The sequence below is a fragment of the Nocardia brasiliensis IFM 10847 genome (assembly GCF_000710915.1).
Taxonomy (GTDB): domain Bacteria; phylum Actinomycetota; class Actinomycetes; order Mycobacteriales; family Mycobacteriaceae; genus Nocardia; species Nocardia brasiliensis_A.
On the sequence record NZ_BAUA01000009.1, the window covers coordinates 71,252 to 90,706 of the forward strand.

General features: G+C 67.2%; 18 protein-coding genes. 7 read left to right on the top strand and 11 right to left on the bottom strand.

The window, feature by feature from the left end:
* Nucleotides 1-81: 81 nt before the first annotated feature.
* On the top strand, nucleotides 82-1,482 hold the full coding sequence (locus tag NBRGI_RS02230) for an alpha/beta hydrolase family protein (RefSeq protein ID WP_029892568.1): 1,401 nt from the start codon (nucleotides 82-84) through the stop codon (nucleotides 1,480-1,482).
* An 11-nt stretch (nucleotides 1,483-1,493) separates the two neighbouring features.
* Here the strand turns inward: NBRGI_RS02230 and NBRGI_RS02235 are convergent, their stop codons facing one another.
* Together NBRGI_RS02235 and NBRGI_RS02240 are read right to left on the bottom strand one after the other, a co-directional pair.
* Nucleotides 1,494-3,230, bottom strand: a complete 1,737-nt coding sequence (locus NBRGI_RS02235) for an ABC transporter ATP-binding protein (RefSeq protein WP_029892569.1) — start codon at nucleotides 3,228-3,230, stop codon at nucleotides 1,494-1,496.
* Nucleotides 3,227-5,074, bottom strand: a complete 1,848-nt coding sequence (locus NBRGI_RS02240; RefSeq protein WP_029892570.1) for an ABC transporter ATP-binding protein — start codon at nucleotides 5,072-5,074, stop codon at nucleotides 3,227-3,229. Before NBRGI_RS02240 ends, NBRGI_RS02235 begins: the two co-directional genes overlap by 4 nt.
* A 188-nt stretch (nucleotides 5,075-5,262) precedes the next feature.
* On the opposite strand from NBRGI_RS02240, the gene NBRGI_RS02245 reads away from it, so the two are divergent.
* The 5 genes from NBRGI_RS02245 (at nucleotide 5,263) to NBRGI_RS02265 (ending at nucleotide 11,703) form a co-directional block, all read left to right on the top strand.
* A complete protein-coding gene (locus NBRGI_RS02245) occupies nucleotides 5,263-5,709 on the top strand; it encodes a TIGR03667 family PPOX class F420-dependent oxidoreductase (RefSeq protein WP_029892571.1) in 447 nt (148 codons plus the stop codon).
* Nucleotides 5,710-5,764: 55 nt separating this feature from the next.
* Nucleotides 5,765-6,694 carry an RluA family pseudouridine synthase gene (locus NBRGI_RS02250; protein ID WP_029892572.1) on the top strand — a complete coding sequence of 310 codons (930 nt, stop codon included), beginning with the start codon at nucleotides 5,765-5,767 and terminating at the stop codon, nucleotides 6,692-6,694.
* Between the two features lie 168 nt (nucleotides 6,695-6,862).
* Complete coding sequence (locus NBRGI_RS02255) at nucleotides 6,863-7,606, top strand: CPBP family intramembrane glutamic endopeptidase (RefSeq protein WP_029892573.1); 744 nt, start codon at nucleotides 6,863-6,865, stop codon at nucleotides 7,604-7,606.
* A gap of 274 nt (nucleotides 7,607-7,880) precedes the next feature.
* Nucleotides 7,881-10,913 carry a hypothetical protein gene (locus NBRGI_RS44875; RefSeq protein ID WP_051727435.1) on the top strand — a complete coding sequence of 1,011 codons (3,033 nt, stop codon included), beginning with the start codon at nucleotides 7,881-7,883 and terminating at the stop codon, nucleotides 10,911-10,913.
* A 250-nt stretch (nucleotides 10,914-11,163) separates the two neighbouring features.
* Nucleotides 11,164-11,703 (top strand): hypothetical protein, encoded by a 540-nt coding sequence (locus NBRGI_RS02265; RefSeq protein WP_036557093.1) that lies wholly within the window; start codon nucleotides 11,164-11,166, stop codon nucleotides 11,701-11,703.
* A 53-nt stretch (nucleotides 11,704-11,756) separates the two neighbouring features.
* Here NBRGI_RS02265 and NBRGI_RS02270 read toward each other — a convergent pair whose 3' ends face one another.
* A complete protein-coding gene (locus tag NBRGI_RS02270; protein ID WP_029892576.1) occupies nucleotides 11,757-13,952 on the bottom strand; it encodes an MMPL family transporter in 2,196 nt (731 codons plus the stop codon).
* Between the two features lie 34 nt (nucleotides 13,953-13,986).
* Nucleotides 13,987-14,418 (bottom strand): EXLDI protein, encoded by a 432-nt coding sequence (locus tag NBRGI_RS02275; protein ID WP_158439747.1) that lies wholly within the window; start codon nucleotides 14,416-14,418, stop codon nucleotides 13,987-13,989.
* Nucleotides 14,419-14,651: 233 nt separating this feature from the next.
* On the opposite strand from NBRGI_RS02275, the gene NBRGI_RS02280 reads away from it, so the two are divergent.
* The gene (locus tag NBRGI_RS02280; RefSeq protein ID WP_029892578.1) at nucleotides 14,652-14,981 is read left to right on the top strand and encodes a DUF6247 family protein; all 330 of its coding nucleotides are present in this window, start codon (nucleotides 14,652-14,654) and stop codon (nucleotides 14,979-14,981) included.
* Nucleotides 14,982-15,268: 287 nt separating this feature from the next.
* Here NBRGI_RS02280 and NBRGI_RS02290 read toward each other — a convergent pair whose 3' ends face one another.
* The 7 genes from NBRGI_RS02290 to rplP form a co-directional block, all read right to left on the bottom strand.
* The gene (locus NBRGI_RS02290; protein ID WP_235210827.1) at nucleotides 15,269-16,408 is read right to left on the bottom strand and encodes an MFS transporter; all 1,140 of its coding nucleotides are present in this window, start codon (nucleotides 16,406-16,408) and stop codon (nucleotides 15,269-15,271) included.
* Between the two features lie 295 nt (nucleotides 16,409-16,703).
* Complete coding sequence (locus tag NBRGI_RS02295) at nucleotides 16,704-17,519, bottom strand: phosphatase (protein ID WP_200882107.1); 816 nt, start codon at nucleotides 17,517-17,519, stop codon at nucleotides 16,704-16,706.
* Between the two features lie 191 nt (nucleotides 17,520-17,710).
* Nucleotides 17,711-18,148 carry a PIN domain-containing protein gene (locus NBRGI_RS02300; RefSeq protein WP_029892581.1) on the bottom strand — a complete coding sequence of 146 codons (438 nt, stop codon included), beginning with the start codon at nucleotides 18,146-18,148 and terminating at the stop codon, nucleotides 17,711-17,713.
* Complete coding sequence (locus tag NBRGI_RS02305; RefSeq protein WP_029892582.1) at nucleotides 18,145-18,399, bottom strand: DUF6364 family protein; 255 nt, start codon at nucleotides 18,397-18,399, stop codon at nucleotides 18,145-18,147. Before NBRGI_RS02305 ends, NBRGI_RS02300 begins: the two co-directional genes overlap by 4 nt.
* Before the next feature lie 127 nt (nucleotides 18,400-18,526).
* Entirely contained in the window at nucleotides 18,527-18,799 is a 273-nt protein-coding gene (gene rpsQ / locus NBRGI_RS02310; RefSeq protein WP_029892583.1) for a 30S ribosomal protein S17, read from the bottom strand.
* Nucleotides 18,796-19,035: a 50S ribosomal protein L29 gene (rpmC, locus tag NBRGI_RS02315; RefSeq protein WP_014981663.1), complete on the bottom strand. Its 240-nt coding sequence runs from the start codon at nucleotides 19,033-19,035 to the stop codon at nucleotides 18,796-18,798. Before rpmC ends, rpsQ begins: the two co-directional genes overlap by 4 nt.
* On the bottom strand, nucleotides 19,035-19,451 hold the full coding sequence (rplP, locus tag NBRGI_RS02320; protein WP_014981662.1) for a 50S ribosomal protein L16: 417 nt from the start codon (nucleotides 19,449-19,451) through the stop codon (nucleotides 19,035-19,037). Before rplP ends, rpmC begins: the two co-directional genes overlap by 1 nt.
* Nucleotides 19,452-19,455: the final 4 nt, after the last annotated feature.

A 19,455-nucleotide genomic window follows, 5' to 3' on the forward strand; every position in this document is an offset into this window, starting at 1 on the left:
TGACCTGCCCGTCGGCCAGGCTGGGATCCGGATGCACGACCGGTCCCCCGGGACCGGCAACGGAACGGGAGGTCACCTGTCATGTCGATGCTGGACGCGTTGCTCGTCGTCGCCGCGTTCGCGTTCGCGGTGACGGCGATCGCCTCGCCGTACCTCGCCCGCCGGATCGCCCCCTTCGCACTGCCCGCCGTGCTGGCCGGGGGTATGGCTCAGTGGCTGCTCGAAGGGTTCTACTGGCAGTTCGTACCGACGTATCTGCTCGTGGCCGGTGCCGCCGGTCTCGTTGCCCGGCAGGCGATCCGGCGGACGGACCGGCCGGGCACTCGATGGGCGATCGTCGCGCGCGTCACGGTCGGACTTCTCGTGGTACCCGCCATGGCGGCCTGGGCGCTGCTGCCGGTGCCCGACCTGCCGCGGCCGAGCGGGCAGTATGCCGTGGGCACCGAAATCTTCCGCTGGGTCGATCCGGATCGGCCCGAGCCGAGCTCGGACGTGCCCGCCGACCGGCGCAATGTCGTGGTGCAGGCGTGGTACCCGGCCGATTCCATTGCACCGGGCCGGCCTTCGGCCTATCTCGACGGTCACGGGCGACTGCCCGACCGGATCTCCGTACTGCCCAGCGCGCTGCTGCGCGGCTACGACCGGATCGAGACCCACGGCAGGCTCGAGGTGCCGATCAGTCCGGAACGGGACCGCTGGCCGGTGGTGTTGTTCTCGCCGGGATACAGTGCGCCACGGGCCATTTACACCGGGCTGCTCACCGACCTGGCCAGTCGTGGATTCGTCGTGCTGGCCGTCGACCATCCGTACGAATCCGCGGTCACCGAACTCGCCGACGGCACCATCGCGACCCCGCGCGAACGCTTCCTCGACGACGATCCGGACCAAATCCGGTACATGACCGGGCAACTCGATGTCCGCACCGCCGATCTGCGCTTCGTGGTCGACCAGCTGAGCAAGCCCGAACGCCTGGGACCGCGGCTCGGCGCGCGCCTCGACACCGAACACGTTGCGGCCATCGGCCATTCGTTCGGCGGCGCGGCCGCGGCCGCGGCGGTAGCGCACGACCCGCGGATAAAAGCGGGATCGAACATAGACGGCACGCTGTACGGCACGCTCCCCGAACAGGCGCTGGCCAAGCCGTTCCTGCTGCTGGAAAGCGACCACGAGGAGACCGGGCACAGCGTCGAGTACCTGGTCGGTAATCGGCGCCTGCTCGAACGGCTGCGGGTCGGCGGCTATCGCTACGAGATCGGGCAGGCGAATCACTACAGCTTCACCGACGTGCCGCGTTTCCTCGCCGATCCCGCCCGATTCCTGATGGCCCAGCTGATGGGCGGCTCGCGCGGACCGCGCGAAACACAACGCGCGACCAACGACCTCCTTACCGCGTTCCTGCAAACGCCACTGGGACTCGGCCAGGGCGATGTCGGCGCGGCCGCGGCCCACTACCGCAACATCCACGGCGGACCGGTGCCGTAGGACGACCCGGCTCAGACCGTGACCGGCTCCAGTCGCCATCCGGCGGCACGGGACCGCTCGTTCCAGAAGTCGGCGTAGCGTCCGTCCGCCGCCAAAAGCTCGGCGTGCGTGCCCCGTTCGACGATTCGGCCGCCGTCGAGGAACAGGATCTGATCAGCGTGCGCGATGGTCGCCAGCCGATGCGCGACCACGATCACGGTCTTGTCCTTGGTGAGCTGATGAATCCCGCGCACCACGACCGCCTCGCTGTGGGGGTCGAGCGCGCTGGTCGCCTCGTCCAGCAGCACGATCGGCGCGTCCTTGAGCAGCGCGCGAGCGATCGAAACCCGTTGCCGCTCACCGCCGGACAGCGCGACACCGCCTTCGCCGACCGCGGCGTCCAGACCGTCGGGCAGCCGCTGCACGATCTCGTCGACGCGGGCTGCCTGCGCCGCTGCCCAGACCTGCGCGTCGGTGGCCTCCGGCTTGCCGATCCGAATGTTGTCCGCCACCGAACGATTGAAGAGATAGACGTTCTGGAAGACCAGCGACAGCTGATCCAGCAGCGTCTCCGACGGCTGCTCCCGCACATCGTGCTCGCCGACGACCACCCGGCCCGCGTCGACATCGTAGAAGCGAGCCGCGAGCCGCAGCAGCGTCGTCTTGCCCGCGCCACTCGGGCCGACGATCGCCGTGGTCGTGCCCGCGGGCACGCTGAACGTCAGGTCGGCGACCACCGGATCGCCGGGGCGGTAACCGAAGCTCACGTTGTCGAACACCACCGCGGGCGCGCCCGGCGTGATCGCCGACTTCGCCTCCGGCAGTACGGGTTCGGTGAGCAGCCCGGTGACCCGGTCGACCGCGCCCGCGGCCGCGCGCAGTCCGTTGGCCAGCTGCGCGGCCTGATTCAGCGGCTCGATGAACCGCGCGCTGACCGCGATCAGCGCGATCGCGGCGGCGGCCGAGAGCGCGCCGTCGGTGAACCGGCTGATCACCACGTAGGCGAGTACCAAGAACACCGCCTGCACGAACAGCGCGAACACGATCAAGCCGGGCACCGCGGTGAACACCATTCGGGTGATCGCCGAACGCTGCTGGTGCAATGCGGAATCCAGGGCACGGTTGCCCGCACCGACGGCGCCGAACGCCCGCAGCACCGGCTGGGCCTGCGCGAATTCGACCACCCGCGCGTCCGCCTCGGCGGCCGCGGCATGCACTCGCTCGTCGGATTTGGTGTAGGCCCGGTTGGCCGTGCTGTTCACCACGAACAGCACGGGCGCCGCCAGCAGCATCGCCAGCGAGATACGCCAGTCGATGAACAGCATGCCCACCGCGACACCGAGCGGAACGATGATGCTGTTGAGCACCTTGGCGAGCAGATAAGCGACGGCGCCCTGGATTTCGCGCACGTTCTCCACGGCGATCCTGGAAAGCTTTCCGGCATTGGCGGTTTCGAACCAGCCGAGCGGCAACGCGTTCAGCTGGTCGCCGATGCGGGTCTGTACCTTCAGCTGCATGCCGACCGCGATCCGCAGGCCCAGCACGGCCTGGAGATAACCGAAGATCGCGACGCTCGCGACCGCCGCGATCATCAGCAACGCCCAGAACCAGGCCCGGCCGAGGTCGCGATCGAACAACGCCTCCAGCACCGGCACCAGCAGCAGATACGCGACCGCCTGGCTCAGCGCCTGCGCGGTGATCGCCGCGAACAATTTCGGTGTCAGCGGAGCGAACTCGTCGGGGACGAGCCCGAGCAACTTGCGGATCATCGCGCCGCCTCCTTTTCGATGAGGGAGACGGCGCCGAGCGCCGCCTCGTTGATTTCCCACAGGCGTTGGTAGGTGCCGCCGGCCTGGTGCAGGCTCTGATGGTCGCCCTGCTCGACGACGGTTCCGTTCTCCAGCACCAGGATTCGGTCCACGCCGGTGATGGTGTGCAACCGGTGCGCGATGACCAGCACGGTCCGGCCCGCGACGAGCACGGCGAGCGCGTCCTGCACGGCGGCCTCGGATTCCGGGTCGGCGAAGGCGGTCGCCTCGTCGAGCACCAGCACCGGACTGTCCGCGAGCAGCGCGCGGGCGATCGAGAGTCGTTGCGCCTCACCGCCGGACAGGCTGGCGTCGACCCCGATCTCGGAATCGTAGCCGCGCGGCAACGCCATGATCCGGTCGTGGATCTGCGCCGCCCGCGCGGCGCGCTCCAGGGCTGCGTCATCGGCATCCTGATCGGCCAAACGCAGGTTCTCCCGAATCGTGCCGCGGATCAGCCGCACGTCCTGGAAGACGAATCCGACGGTGCGATACAGCTCTTCGGTCGAGTAATCACGAATATCGCGACCCCCGATGGTGATTCGGCCCGAGTCTACGTCGTAGAAGCGCGGCACCAGCTTGCCGAGCGTCGATTTGCCCGAGCCGCTCGGGCCGACCAGCGCGGTGATGGTGCCCGGTCGCAGTTCGAGATCGAGATCGCGCAACACCGGGTGATCGCTGCGGTAGCCGAAGCCGACACCCTCGAACCGGACCACACCCGGCTCGTCGCCGACAGCCGACGCGGTGCCACTCCCGGTCACCAACTCGGGTGTCTGCTGCAGTTCGTGCAGGCGCAGTGCCGCCGCGCCGGCGGCGCGCAACGCCTGGCCGCCGTAGCCGAGGCCGAGCAGGGAACTACCGAGCCCCAGACCGACCAACAGGAACGGCAGCACGTCGAGCGGGGCGAACCAGTCGAGCCCGACGCCCGCCAATCCGGCGACCACGATGAGCACCATCACGAACACCGGGGCCAGCGTGATGTCGGAGGCAGACTGCAACCGGATCATCGGCGTCTTCCACCGATCCAGGCTGCTGGCCTGGCCCTGCGCCGCCGCCTGGAATTCGCTGTGCGCCTTGCCCGCTTGACCGAACGCGCGCACCACCTGGATACCGTCGACGAACTCGACGGTCGCCTCCTGGACGCGGCGCTCCCACCGGTTGTAGACGGCCAGCCGATCCCTGCTGTCCTGGTCCATCATCTTGCTGAGCGAGATCGCGTAGGCCACCAGGGGAATCAGCAGCACGAGGGTGAGTCGCCAGTCGACGGTCACCAGGTAGCCGAGGGTCACCAGCGGCACGATCAGCGCGCCGACGAACTCCAGCCGCGCGTGCGCGACCAGATAGTGCAGTGCTTCGACATCGTCCTGGAGATACTTCTTCACCTCGCTGGAGGTGCGCTCCCCGAACCAGCCGAGCGGCACCCTGGTCAGCTTGGCCGCGAGCGCCCGCCGGACGGTGAGCTGGTAGCCGGCGTCCACCAGATGCGACCAGGTGAGCGCGACCGCCTGCAGCAGTCCGCGCACCAGCAGCACGAGCATCGCCACCCACACCAGGCGCCAGACCCGATCGGTGTCGACCTCGGCGGCGAGCAGCTCCCGACAGGCTTCGACGATCAGCACGAACGGCACGACGGTGCACACCGAGGCCACCGCCATGATCAGGCTCGCCAGCGTGAGCGTGCGCCGGACCGGGGCAAGGATTTCCTTGCGCGCCTGCGCCTCCTGCTTCTTGCGTGCCTTCTGTACCGCTCGGGGCGGTCGGTTCCCCGTCTCCGCCGCAGGCAGCGGCGCGACCTCCACCGTCATATCTCTTCGCCTCTCGACCATCATCAGATGTCTCGCCCGGAATCGGACTCATCCAAACACAGAACGATCCGAGAAGATAGGCTAGCCTAAGTTCGCTGGTCCCTGGCCATCAGGCACTCAGGCTCGACCGCCAGTGATTCGTCTCGGGTCCACGGAATCACCCCGAACAGAGCGGCGTTGTGCCACCTATGACCACAACGGCCTCCGACTCCACCCCGGTCCTCGACCCCGGCACCGACTTCGGCGCGCGGGTGGCCGAGCGCCTCGGCACCGAACAGGTGATCTGGCTGACCACCGTCGGCGCCACCGGCACCCCGCAACCCAATCCCGTCTGGTTCCAGTGGCGCGACGACGAATTCCTACTGTTCAGCAAGCCCGGCCAGGCCAAGCTGCACAACCTCGTCCGCAACCCGCGGGTCGCGCTGCACTTCAACAGCACCGTTTACGGCGGCGACGTCGTCGTGTTCACCGGCACCGCCAGGATCGACGAGAACGCGCCGAGCGCAGCGGAAGTCGCCGCCTTCACCGCGAAATACCGCGACGGACTGGTTGACCTCTCGATGACCGCCGAACAGTTCTACGCGGAATATTCGACCGCCGTGCGCATCCGACCGGATCGGTTACGCGGCTTCTGAGTCGCGCGCAGTCCGCCGCAGCCGGGAAAACCGGCGACGACTAGGGTCGATGCCGATGAGAAGGCGGCAACAACCGCCGTTGCCCAAGCGGCACGGCCTAGACCCGGCCCGGCTCCGGCTGCCGGAGGACGGCGACTGGGTGACGATTCGCGACCACCTGGTGCAACGACTACCCCGAGTGGATCCGGCACGCATCGATGAGTTGCTCCGCGATGGCGGGATCGTCGATCTCGACGGTCCGATCGCACCGGACGCACCCTATGTACCCGGCGGGGCGGTGTGGTTCCACCGCGACCTCCCGGTCGAGACGGACGTGCCGTTCGAGATCACCGTCGTACACCGCGACGACGCGCTGCTGGTGGTGGACAAGCCGCACTTCCTCGCGACCATCCCGCGTGGTCAGCACATCCTGCAGACCGCGTTGGTGCGGCTGCGCCGAGACCTGGAGCTGCCCGACCTGATTCCGGCGCATCGGCTGGATCGGGTCACCGCGGGACTGGTGATGTTCATCATCGATCCGGCGCGACGCGGGGCATATCAAACGATGTTCCACAAACGCACGGTCCGCAAAGAGTACGAAGCGATCGCGCCGTACGATCCCGCCCTCGCCTTGCCCCGGGTCGTACGCAGCCGGATCGTGAAAGAGAAGCATGTCCTTGCCGCGCAGGAGGTCGCGGGCGAGCCGAATGCCGAGACCGAGATCGAGTTGCTCGAGCACCGCGACGGGCTCGGCCGCTACCGGCTCCGGCCGCTGACCGGGCGCACCCATCAACTCCGGCTGCATATGAACAGCCTCGGCATCCCGATCCTCGGCGACGACTTCTATCCGGTGCTCACCGACAAGCCGGTCGACGACTTCACCCGCCCGTTGCAGTTGCTCGCCGCGACACTGGAATTCACCGATCCGATCAGCCGTGCGCCGCGCCGCTTCGAGACCACCCGCACGCTGCAGGCCTGGACCGATCCGGCCGGGTGGGCCGGCTGACCCACTGACGGTCAGCCGGCCCGGACGTCCGGCGCGGTGGCTCGAGCCGCGCCGGGCGTGGGAATGGCGGCCGCACGCCGAGACCGGTGGATCGGCCGAATTCGGGTAGACCGACCACAAATGACCGATCGATCAGCACCCATGGCGACCATCCGTACACTAGGCGGGATGCTCGCACCGGAACTCGCGGACGAGGCCCCGCCCCGCCACAAACTGCACGCCTATCTCGATGTGGCGGTCGTGGTCCTCGCACTGGCGGGCACCAATCTCATCGCCCACTTCACCACCGCTTGGGCGAGCATCGTGACCGTGCCCGTCGCCGCCGTGGTTTTGCTGGCGCTGATGCGCAGACGGGGAATGCACTGGCACGAGCTGGGGCTTTCGCCGCGGCAATGGAAACGCGGGACGCTCTACGCCCTCGGCGCGGTAGGCGTGGTGCTCGCCGCGGTCGCCATCGGCGCATTACTGCCCATCACCCGCCCCTTCTTTCTGGCCGATCGCTACGCCACCATCTCCGGCGCGCTGATCGCCTCGATGATCGTCATTCCGCTCCAGACGGTGATCCCCGAGGAACTGGCGTTCCGCGGGGTACTGCACGGCACGCTGGACCGGGTCTACGGCGCGCGCGGCGTCTTCGCGGCCGGTTCACTACTGTTCGGGCTGTGGCATATCGCCTCCTCACTCGGCCTCACCAGCAGCAATCGCGGTCTGGCCGGGTTCGTCGGCGGCGGCCTGGCCGGGCAGATCGCCGGCATCCTGCTCGCCGTGCTCGCCACCGCGGCCGCGGGCGTCGTCTTCACCTGGCTGCGCCGTCGCAGCGGCAGCCTGCTCGCCCCGATCGCGCTGCATTGGTCGGTCAACGGCGCGGGCGCGCTCGCCGCCGCCATCGTGTGGCACACCACCCTCAGCTGAGCATTTCCCCGCGCTGAAATCAGCCATCCCGCAGCGAAATTCCACGCCCCTCGCCGCGTCCGGATATCGGCGTGTTGCCCGAACCGGTGTGTCGGGAGTGAAAGGTGTGTTTACCGGGACGTTCCGCGGGAGCGCCTTTTCGGTGCGGACAATTTCGCACATGTTTTCGAGCGTCGGCGTTGACCGTGGCCGGTGGCCGGTTTAGTCTCACTCCGATCACACATACGTTCGAGCAAGTAGGTCTGCTGCACGATCTGCTCCGGGAAGGCTCGCGATGCGCGACGAACAATCGACCGGCAGTTCCGAAATCGCCGCGTTGGCGCAGCGGGTCGAAACCGCCCGCGGAAAATTGCCACTGCAACACGATGCCGCCCTGTTCGACGTGTTGTCCGAAGACGAGATCGTGGCAGAACGCGAACTCGCGGAATGGGTTCGCGCGCAACGGCGCAAACAGCGCAAGCGCGCCGTCGAAGCGGAACTGGCGGCCGAAAAGCGCGACCGGCGCACCGCGGCCCGCATTCGCCGATCCGATGAAGACGACGCACGGTGGCATCGGCGCGCACTGGCCGCGCGACGGCGAGTGTCCAGCCAAGATGCCCGGCTCGCGCAGTTGTACCGGCGGGCCGAATGGTCATCCCGTGCACTGATCGCGGTGGTCGTGCTCGGCATGGTGTGGGCCGGCGTGAACGTACAGCACAACCTGGTGCCGAGCGGCGACATGTCCGACCCGCTATACTGGCTGAGCTACGGCATCGAGGCGATGATCTCGATCCCGATCATCACCATCATGGTGGCCGCCACCACCGCCGCCCGCTGGGGACGCGAACTCGCCCGCGGCAAAGTGGTGTTCTTCGAAACCGCCTTGCTCGGCACCACCATCGCACTCAACGCGGGACCACATCTGGCATCGGGCTCCTACGGGCAAGCCGCGGAATACGCGATCGCACCCGTGATGGTCGGCGTCGTGATCTGGTTGCACGCCTGGGTTTCCGCCCGCTACGCACTACTCATCGACGGCGCGGCCGTGGTGGATCACGAGCCCGGCATGGTGCGCCGGCCGGCCGAACGCGGCTTCACCCTCGATGCCCCCGACGACCTCGCCTGGTTGCCCACCCGGGAAGCCAACGGTGGACAGTTGAGCAGCGGGCTCACCCCGGCCGATCGGGCCGCCGTTCCGTCCGTCGACGGCGACCAACTGCGGCATCCGTCCACAGCCGCCGGTCAGACGACCGACATTCGCGCGACGCAGGGGGTTTCGAGCGCCGACGAGCATGCCGGCACGGTCGGCAGCCACTCGAGCGGGGACGTCTCCGCCCTCCGCTCGACCATCAATGGCCATGCGGCGCAGGGGGTCGCGGTGCCGAACGGCCACGCCCTCACCGGAGTTTCCGACGAGCTGTCGGCGGCATCCGGGCCTCTCGGTTCGGCGACCGATGGCCGTGCAGCACAGGGACTCGCGGTAGCCGACAGCCACGCCGCTCCAGGGCTTTCCGACGACTACCAGCTGTCGACGGCATCCATCCCTCTCGAAGCAGCGGCCGATCGCCATGCCGGCCCCGCCCAGCCGGCCCGCGGTCACGCCACCACGGCGACCGATTCGGCCGCCAACGGTCGTGCGGCGCAGGGGCTTACCGGCGTCAACGGTCACGAGCCGACACACTCGGCCGAGTCGGCGGCATCGTCGGCCAATGGGCATTCGTTGCGTGCGGCCGCTGGTCACACCGTGTCCGTGGTCAACGGGCAGGCGCACGGACCCACCGGCCCGCTCACCAATGGCCGCGCAGTCCAGGGTCTTTCGTCCAGCGCGGGCACCAATGGCACCGCGATGCATGGGCTTTCCTCGGCCGGCGGGCACCCGTTGCCGCCGTCGACCGGGTCGGCTGCCGCGGGGGGTGCCGGGCGGACGGTGCACGGGACCGACCAGCCGGTGGAGCACCCTGCCACGGCCCTCAATGGGGATCGAGAGCACGCGAGCCTGGGCGATGACGGGCAGCCGCGACGGTTCGCGTTCGAGGCGACCTCCGATCACGAGCGGTCGACACGAGGCACTTCGCCCGACGATGCGAGTGCATCTCCAGCGGGGCACGGAGTACCTGCCTCCGCGGCCCCGGTGACCAACGGACATGTGGTGCCCGAACTTTCGAGCGGCAGCAGGCGGCCCCTGTCGGCTTCCGCAGGGCCAGCAGGCTCGGCGACAAATGGACACGCGTTGCCCGGGACCAACGGCCAACGACTGGATCCCCACTTCGGGCCGCACGGCGCGACGGCCAATGGCTATGCGGGGCAGGCGATTCCCGAGGATCGCCAGGCAGCGCCCACGTTCCCGACGCAGCATCACCTGGAGTCGCGGACTTCCTCGACCGGCGACCTCGATGCGATCCCTGCGACTGAGCCGAATGCGTCTGGTGCACGGGAGATGAACGGGCACGACATGCCGCACACGCCCGAACCGAATCAGCACACCGGTAACGGGCAGGCCGTCACGTCGGTGAACGGGTACATCCGGCCCGCTGAAACACGACCGGTACAGGCCACGCCACCGATCAACGGCGTCGGCGCACAGCCTGTCTCAGCTGAGCAGAACGACACAGTGCAGCAGCCCCGGACCAACGGCCACGCCGTGACGAACGGTCATGCCGTCAACGGGCGGACCGGCGCGGCCAACGGTCGGCCGCTGACCAATGGGACGAACGGGCATGCCATTGCGCTGTTCCCGATGCACGAGGTGGCTCGCGAACAGACCGGTCCCGGCACCGCGGTCCCGCCGGTGAACGAGCCCAGCACCGAAACGCCGCGCGGCGACGATCCCGAAGAGCCTCACCCTGGGGACCCCATCAGGAAGGCCGCCGCAACCATTGCCGACACGGTCGCCCAGGCGATCTCGGGTGAACCCGCCCCCAAACCGGCCGCTCGCCGAAAGTCCGCTGCGCCCAACGGCGCTCGGGCGGAGGCCGAGATCGAGCAGCTGGTTTTCGAGGAACCCGCCGAGCCGTCCCGGCCGCGCGCTCGCGTCGAACCGAGCAGCATCGTCGCCCGCGCCCCGATCGAGCCGGAACCCGAGATGCTCGACGACGAGGACGAAGACGAGTTCGACGAGGACAACGAGATCGCGGTGATAGCGCACGAGATCGTGCGTCGCCGCATGTCTGACCTGCCCGCCGCGCAGCTCGCGGAGATCCTGCGTCTCGCCGACGAGGCCTGGGCGACACCGGGCATCGCGAACGAGGTCGGCGTGTCCCGCGCCGCCGTCGATCGCGCCGTCGAGGCGGCCATGAAGGTCCGCAGGCCGTACGCGATCAGCGGTTAGCCGGTACTTCCCGCACCCCTTCTGCCTTCCCGCACCCGAGACCGCTTGCCGGCGTGGGTGCGCGGACACGAGAAGGGGTGCGTGTGCATTCCCCTCGCGATACCTCGGTCACACCATCTATACGGCACCGTATAACACGCGCTAGCCTCCATCTATACGCAACCGTATAGATGGATCGAACGGATCGTCGCACGCGCCGACCAGGTCGATCCGACGCCGGAAACGGCGTTCGCAGTCGAAGGAGCCTGCCGTGCCGAATCAGTCCACCACCGTCCCGACCGGCGACCGGAAGGACGCGCCCGCAAGCGAGTTCGAGCCCGCCGTGCGCGAACTCCAGGACATTCCCGCATCATTGCGCGCGCTCGGCACCCTCGCCGACGCCGACTACTCCGACGCCTTCACCCTGAGCACCGACGCCGGCCCGAAGTGGACCCCGGATCAGTGGGCGCGTGCGGCCTTCGAAGACGTCGCGGGCCTTGGCGGACAATTCATCTGGCGTGTGCTGCTCGGCATGCGGCTCGCGTGGCGGCGCTCGTCCACGCATATCGCCGGATGGCGGATCGTGGGGCACGGGGACGACTGGATCCGACTCGAAGCGCACTCGTGGATGCTCGTCGGGCAGCTCGTGATCAAAGTCGAGAAACAGCAGGTCACGCTGCTGACGGTCATCCGATACGACCGCCCGCTCGCCGCGACCGTCTGGCAGCGGTTGTCCGGCAAGCATCGCGGGCTGGCCCCCGGCCTGCTCCGCGACACGCTCGCGAAACTGGCGGCAGGCTCTCGCGACTGAACGACGAAGGCCGCCCCCCGGATCAACCAGAGGGCGGCCCTTGTCATTTCGGGCTACTGCCGTCGCTCGCCGACGTTGGACCAGCCACTGCCCGCCGGAGCGGGATCGCGCCTGACGTCCGGCCGTTCCCCGCTCCCGGTGGCGGGGTCCGCACCGCTGGGCCGCTCGTCCCCGTGCCCCGGCCACCAGGCCCGGTGCCCGAGCAGCGCCGTCAGCGCCGGCGTGAAGAACATCGCCATCACGAACGCGGCGATGCCGATGCCGACCGAGATGGCGAAGCCCATCTGCGAGAGCACGTTGTTGCCCGCGAGCATCATCGAGGCGAATGTGCCTGCCAGGATCACACCAGCCGCCGCGACCGTCGGCCCGGTGTGCCGCAGGCTCAGTGCCGCAGCCTGTTTCGGGTCATGGCCTTCGCGCGCTTCCTCCCGCAATCGGGCGACCATCAGGATGTTGTAGTCGGTGCCGAGCGCGACCACGAACAGATACATGATCAACGGCAACGTGAAGATCAGCCCGGAGTTCCCCTGGATGTGCTGGAACACCAGCACCGCGGCGCCGAGCGTCGCGGCGAAGCCGAGGAACACCGAGGCCATCAAGTACCACGGTGCGACCAAGCTGCGCAGCAGCAGACCGAGCACGATCATGATCAGGATCGCCGCCACCGGGAACACGATCAGATAGTCCCGATTCATCGCGTCCTGGAAGTCGACGAAGACCGCGGTCAGTCCGCCGACGGCCGCCGTCGTGCCCGCCGGAGCCGCCGCGTGCGCCGCATCACGCAGCGGGCCCTCGACAGTTTCCAGCGCGGCGTCCGATTCCGGTGCGGCAGTAAGGGTTACCTGGAACTCGGCGATCGCCTTGTCCTGGGACAACCGCGGCTCGCCCACCTGTCCGACGCCGGGCACCTCGGTCAGCGCCGAGCGGAAGGTCGTGAGCTGCTCGACCGTCAAAGCGCCATCGGAGCGGAGCAGAACATCCGAAGGCTGCGTCGCGCCGGCGGGCATGCCCTTGAGCAATTCCTTGTTGTAGACCACCGATTCGGAGGCATCCGACGTCGAGCCGGAGGTCAGGTCGAAGGTCGGGTTGAATCCGACGGCGAGAATGCCGAGCGCGACGAGCAGACCACCTGAGGCCAGCGCGAACGCGGCGGGACGCCGCCCCAGCGCCGCGCCGATCGCGGCGAAGCGCGCCCCCTTCGGCTCGGCCTGCCAGGCCTTCGACGGCCAGAACACCTTGGTGCCCAACAGCGAAACAACCGCGGGAATCAGCGTCAGACCGGCGAGCAGGGCCACCGCGACCGCGATCGCCAGCGCCGGACCGAGCGCCCGGAACATGCCGAGGGTGGACAGCGTCAGCGCCATGAAGGCGATGATCACCGCGCCCGCCGCGGACGTGATCGCCTCGCCGACGCGGGTCACCGCGCTCACCATCGCGGTCTTGGGATCCTCCCCCGCTCGCAGCCGTTCCCGGTACCGGAACATCAGGAACAGGATGTAATCGGTGCCCACGCCATACAGCACGACGAGCAGGATGGCGGTGACCGAGCTGTCCACTTGCAGATCGAAAGCCTTGGCCACCATGGCGATCAGGCCGTTCACCAGGCTGGAGACCGCGCCGATGGTGATGATCGGCAGCAGCGCGATGACCGGGCTGCGGAAGATGATCAGCAACAGCACCAGGATCAAGACGATCGTGGCGATGCCGATGATCGCCATACCCTTCTCACTCGACTCCGTCTGGTCGAGCATCTGCGCCGCTTGGCCGGTGATGCCCGCCTTCAGGTCGCTACCGCGCACCTGGTCCTGCAGCGCCGTGCGCAATGCCTTGACCGCGTCGCTCTGCGTGGTGTCGCCTGCGCTGGTCACCTTGGTCATCTGCACCGCGATGATCTGGATGAGCTTGTTCTCCGACGGCGGGACCACCTGTAATCCGGTGACATCCTTGATATTCGCCGCCGTGAGCTTTGCGCCGATCGCCGCGACCGAGGCCGCGTCGCCCTCGCTCAGCGGCGCCTCGTCGGCGCGCTCGAACACGATGATCGCCGCGGGGGCCGCACTCTGTGGAAAGGCCTTCTGCTGCATCTCCATCGCCTGAATGGACTCGTAATGCGAAGGCAGAAACGCGGATTGGTCGGTGGTGGACTTCAGTTGCGGTGCCGCCGCGACCACGCCGACGATGATGAGCAGCCAGAGGCCGATCACCTTCCACGGATGGTGAACAACCAGGCGCCCGAGTCGAGCAAACATGGGGGACAGTTCCTTTCGGTATCCGAGCCGTGGCTCAGATGTCGAGATCCTCGATAGGGGGATGTTCGTTCACCGCGTCGAGCGTGCGGAAAATCTTGGGCGGGACCAGATCTCGCAGTTCCTCGACGGTGTCCACGATGTCGAGCGCGTAATCGCTCCAGGTGCACCGTTCGAGATCCAGACCGCGCCAATTGGTCTTCTTGAGTTCCTGCACCCAATCGCTCATCAGCGACAGGTCGGTCCAATCGGCCGCCTGCCGATGCACGACGTACTTGCCTTTCCGGGTCGCATAGAGCCGAACCAGCTCCACACCGGTTTTGCTGAACTGCTTCGCCTCACCGAGCTTGCGCCCGTGAAACCGCTGCTTGCGCGTCCCGCCGGGACCGACCGGCAGTACGACCTCAGGCAGTTCCGCCGACTCCTTCCGGAAGTCGACCACCTCCACCTGCTGCGATTCCTCAACCATGATCAACTCCATTCGTTGATGCGCATGCGCGCATAGTTCCATCCACGACGCACCAGCCACCCCGACCCCCACCTCCTACAACCCGAGACGGTCCAGCACCCTCCCCCACCGTCCGACCTACTATAAGTAGATGTATACGTATAACGCAAGACCCAAACCAAACCCACCAAACCCACAGCTCTGGAGAGTCGCAACCCCGCGATCGCCATCGACGTCCGGCTATCGTTAGTGGCATGACTGCCACGTATGCCTACGACGAACAGCCGAGCAGTGGACACCCGCTGCGCCCCGGCGCGTCGCCCCAGGACATTCGCTCGGCACTACTGGCCACCGACCGCGCGGAGTTCGACAGCGCGTACGAGCAGGCTCTTGTCGCTGCCCGGAAAAGCCTCGATCTGACCGAACTCTTCCGCACCCTCGAACACTGGCGGCGCACCGCACTTCTGCAGAGCGACCGCGAAAGCTATCGCAACGTCGTGCGTAAAGCGGCCGAGCTGATCACGGGTGCCGCGATCCCCGAAGACGAACCGCTAGAAGTCACCCGCGCCAAAGCCGGCATGTAGGTGTACAGAGTTGAGAACGACCCTGACGTAGCTCAACAAATCGCAGCCCTCCCGATACCCGCCCTCGCATCATTCGCGGAGCTGCGAGTCACCCTCGAAGTCAGCCCGTGGAGCGGCGATTCGGTCAACCGCGCGAATCCCGATGCACCGGTACGAACGCTGCCGTTCGGGGTGCACCACGAAGGACTCGCGACCTACCTTGTCGTAAAACAACGCCGCGAGGTCCATCTGCTCATGATTCAGTGGATCGGCGACCTGGGCTGATTACGTAGCAACCGTGTCGAGATTCAGGATGCGATTTCGCTGACCGGCGTGGGACGGTTTGCCGGGTTGGGGTTGCGGCGGTTCATGAGGCGGACGAGGAGGGCCAGGCCGGCGCCGAGGGCGGTGCCGAGGAGTGCGGCGGCGGCGAAACCGGCGGAGAAGCCGCCGGCGTCGATGGCCAGGCCGGCGAGTGAGCTGCCGATGCCGTTGCCGAGGGTGAGGGCGGCGCCGTGCCAGCCGATGGCTTCGCCCCGGCCGCCCTCAGGGACGATGCGGCTGACCTGGTCGAGCGAGGCAGTGATGGTCGGCGCGCAGAACACGCCCGCGATGAGACCGGTGATGGCGAGGGAGATCGGGCCGACGACGAAGGCCATCGGCAGGGTGACCACGCCCAAGCCGAACAGGAGCAGGTAGGTGGAGATCGCGCGGTGCAGGGCGCCGTAGACCAGCCCGCCGATGATCGATCCGAAACCCCAGATGGCCAGGACGATGCCGAGCCACTGTTGCGCGTCGAACTCGCGCATCGCGGAAACGAAGGTCAGCTCGGTCGCGGCGAGTACCGCAATGGCAACGCTCGCGCCGACACACAGCGCGACGAACTCGACCCGGAACCAGCTACGGCGCGGTATCGCGGGCGCATCGGCGGCGGGGTCGGCCGAGCGCAGCGGTGGATTCATGATCCACAGCAGCACGCCGGCGAGCACGAGACCCATTTGCGCACAGAACAATACGATCGTCGTCGACCAGATGCCCGCAGCGGCGACGCCGATGATGGGGCCGACCATGAAGGCGGCCTCCACCGACACCGCTTCCAACGCGAGCGCGGGCTGCCGGTTCTGCTCGGTGGTCGCGGCGATCACCGCCTGCCGGACCACCGAAAAGATCGGGACACTGAACAATCCGGCGATCGCGGCCAGAATCAACAACGGCACATAGTCGACGAACGGCGCGATCGACCAACACACCGCCTCGACCACGATGGACGGCAGGATGGTGCGCCGCAACCCGAACCGATCCAGCAGGCGGCCGCGCCAGGGTCCGCTGAGCGCGATGCACACGGTGACAACCGTGCTCAGCGCGCCGGCCTGAGCGTAGGACCCGTCCAGCGTCTGCACCACATGCAACGCGAGCAGCACGGCGCCCGCGAAAAATGGGATACGCACAAGGGATCCGAGCAGGAGAACATTGCGCACCGCCGCGCTCGCCAAAACCACCCGATACGCCCGCACCGACCGAGCTTGGCACGCCCCGGGCACCCACCGCTACCGATTTATCCCATGAATTCTGCCACCCACGGGAACGAGCTGCGGGCAACTGGCACGCCAGTCGACGACGCCTTGGCCGAACAGCGAATTGGCGGCTCGGTGGCAGTGCAGGACGTGTCAAATCGCCCGAGGCAAACCGGTTCTCACGCTCATGAGCATGCCCGGCCTCGGCGTTCTCCGGCGCGCGAACGCCTCAGGAGGCCAGCCCCGCGCGGTCGAGCAGGTAGGTGGTCAGCGGTTCGTAGTACTCGGGGAAAACACCGTCGTCCAACGGGACGGTGACGGCGATCTTGCCTTCGGCGTGCCCGGCGAAGAGCGCGGGGTCGTTCGAGTCGGCGAAGCCGACGGTGTCGATACCGGCTTCGCCGGCCGCCCCGGCCCAGCCGTGGTCGGCCACGACGAGGTCGGGCCAGCCCGCTCCGTCGGCGAGTTCGTGCAGCATCGCCTGCATCGGCTGCGGGTCGTGCGTGTGTTTCAGATAGCCATTGGTGCCGAGCGCGGCCACCCGTGATGTGTAGACGATTTCGCGACGGGCCGCGCCGTTGGGCGTCGCGATCCGGTACGACCAGCCGGCGGCCGGGGTCAGGACCGTACATCCGTTGGCGCGCAACGCATCCTCGACCGCGCGATAGACACCCATGAGCGTTCCCGGATGCCCGGTCGCGAGCAGCACCGTTTCCTGGCGTTCGGCGGCACGGCCGATGCGGGTGCCCATCGCGTCGAGCGCGTCGAGGGTGAGTTCGGGATCGATGGTGTCCTGCCCGTGCCGATGCCGCGGATCCGGGTTGACGCCGCACAGTTGCGCCATCATCGCCAGTGTTTCGGTGAACGACCAATCCTTCAGCGCCAGTCCGAATTGGTAGGCCGGGTCTTTGTCGACCATCCTGCGGTAGTGCGCCAGGTTTCCTTCGCGCGGTGTCGCGACCTCCCCGGCGATCTTGGCTTTCAACAGGTGCTTGCGCAGCAACATCCGGTCGTTGGGCTGTCCTGCTTCCCGCGTGGATTCCACTGGTCACACCTCCGCATCGACCGACTGCGCGAGCTCCGGCACGCGAAGCCCCGGCTTGCCGCAACACAATCCGACAGTACAAGGCACGACGGACATCCCGCAGAACGTCGGCATGTCACAGGCTGAGTACGGCATGCAGATTTCACATTCGGCGACAACTCGAGTCGGCGTGAACTCCGTGACGAACCAACCTATTTCGGCAGATCGACGAACGGGTTGCGCACTTCCAAGTCCGCGAACTTCCGCCCGTGCTGCAGATCTTCCGACAGCAGGTACTTCGCGCCGGACTGCACGGCGGCCTCGACGATCAACGCGTCCCACCAGGACACGGTGTGCGCCTCCTGGAGGAACGAAGCGTTCACGACGATTAGCGGATCCATATCGAGGGCGCACCATTCGCCGTACAAAGCGACTATGCCACGGGCCTTCGCCTGACTCATCCGCGGCGTCAGCTTACGAGTGGCAATGCTGTAGAACTCCTGAAGTACCTGGGTACTGAGTGCGCCGGTTTTACGGCTCCACAGGCTCTCCAGGATGGTCTGCGCAATCCGATGATTTCGGCCGGCATCCGTATCGTGCGCATAGACGAGGATATTGGTATCGATGAAGGTGCGCCCGAGGTCCGTCACGAGTACCTGCTCTCCCCCCGGTCATACAGCTCATCACGACTCCAGGTGATCTTCCCGCCATGCCCTGTCGCCTCCGCCATGGCTTGCAACGCAAGCGTTTTCGCATACTCGTAGCGATCGACATCCCGGACGAGCTCGCGCACCTGCTGCGCGAGCAGCGCGCTGATGGAAGTGCCCCGATGGGCAGCGACCAGCTTTGCCTGCGCGATCACCTCTTCATCCAGCTGGATGGTCAGGTTCCTTTTGGACATGCCACAGGATATCACGTGGAGCACGTGAGAATCACGTGGATTCCGGACCGCGCGCGACACAGCGGCTACGACAAAGGCCCGCCTCCCGAAACGGGAAGCGGGCCTTCGACATTCGGACCGAGGAGGCTTACTTGGCCTTCTCCAGCACCTCGACCAGACGCCAGCGCTTGGTGGCCGACAGGGGTCGGGTCTCCATCAGCTGGACGCGGTCGCCGATGCCGGCGATCTCGTTCTCGTCATGCGCCTTCACCTTGGAGGTGGTGCGAATGATCTTGCCGTAGAGCGGGTGCCGGTTACGGTCTTCCAGCTCGACGACAATCGTCTTGTTCATCTTGTCCGAGACAACGTAGCCGGTACGAACCTTGCGGCTGTTGCGCTCTTCCACTTTCTGCTCGCTCATGCCGCGTCTCCCTTGTCAGCGGGTCCGGTGGCCAGACCGAGCTCGCGCTCGCGCATGACCGTGTAGATGCGCGCGATCTCGTGACGGACCACGCGCAGCCGACGGTTGTTGTCCAGCTGACCCGTCGCCATCTGGAAGCGCAGGTTGAACAGCTCTTCCTTGGAGTCGCGCAGCTTCTGCACCAACTCTTCTTCGGTGAGCTCGCGGAGCTCTGCGGCCGGTGTTTCAGTAGCCATCAGAACTGCTCCTCCCTGGTCACGATCCTGCACTTCATCGGGAGCTTGTGCATCGCGCGGCGCAGGGCCTCGCGAGCGATCTCCTCGTTGGGGTAAGACATTTCGAACATCACGCGACCGGGCTTGACGTTCGCGATCCACCACTCCGGCGAACCCTTACCGGAACCCATGCGGGTTTCGGCAGGCTTCTTGGTCAGCGGGCGATCCGGGTAGATGTTGATCCAGATCTTGCCGCCACGCTTGATGTGGCGGGTCATCGCGATACGCGCCGACTCGATCTGCCGGTTGGTCACGTAGGCCGGCTCCAGCGCCTGGATGCCGAACTCACCGAACGCCACCGAGGTGCCGCCCTTGGCCATGCCGGAACGACTCGGGTGATGCTGCTTGCGGTGCTTGACCTTGCGAGGCATCAGCATTGCG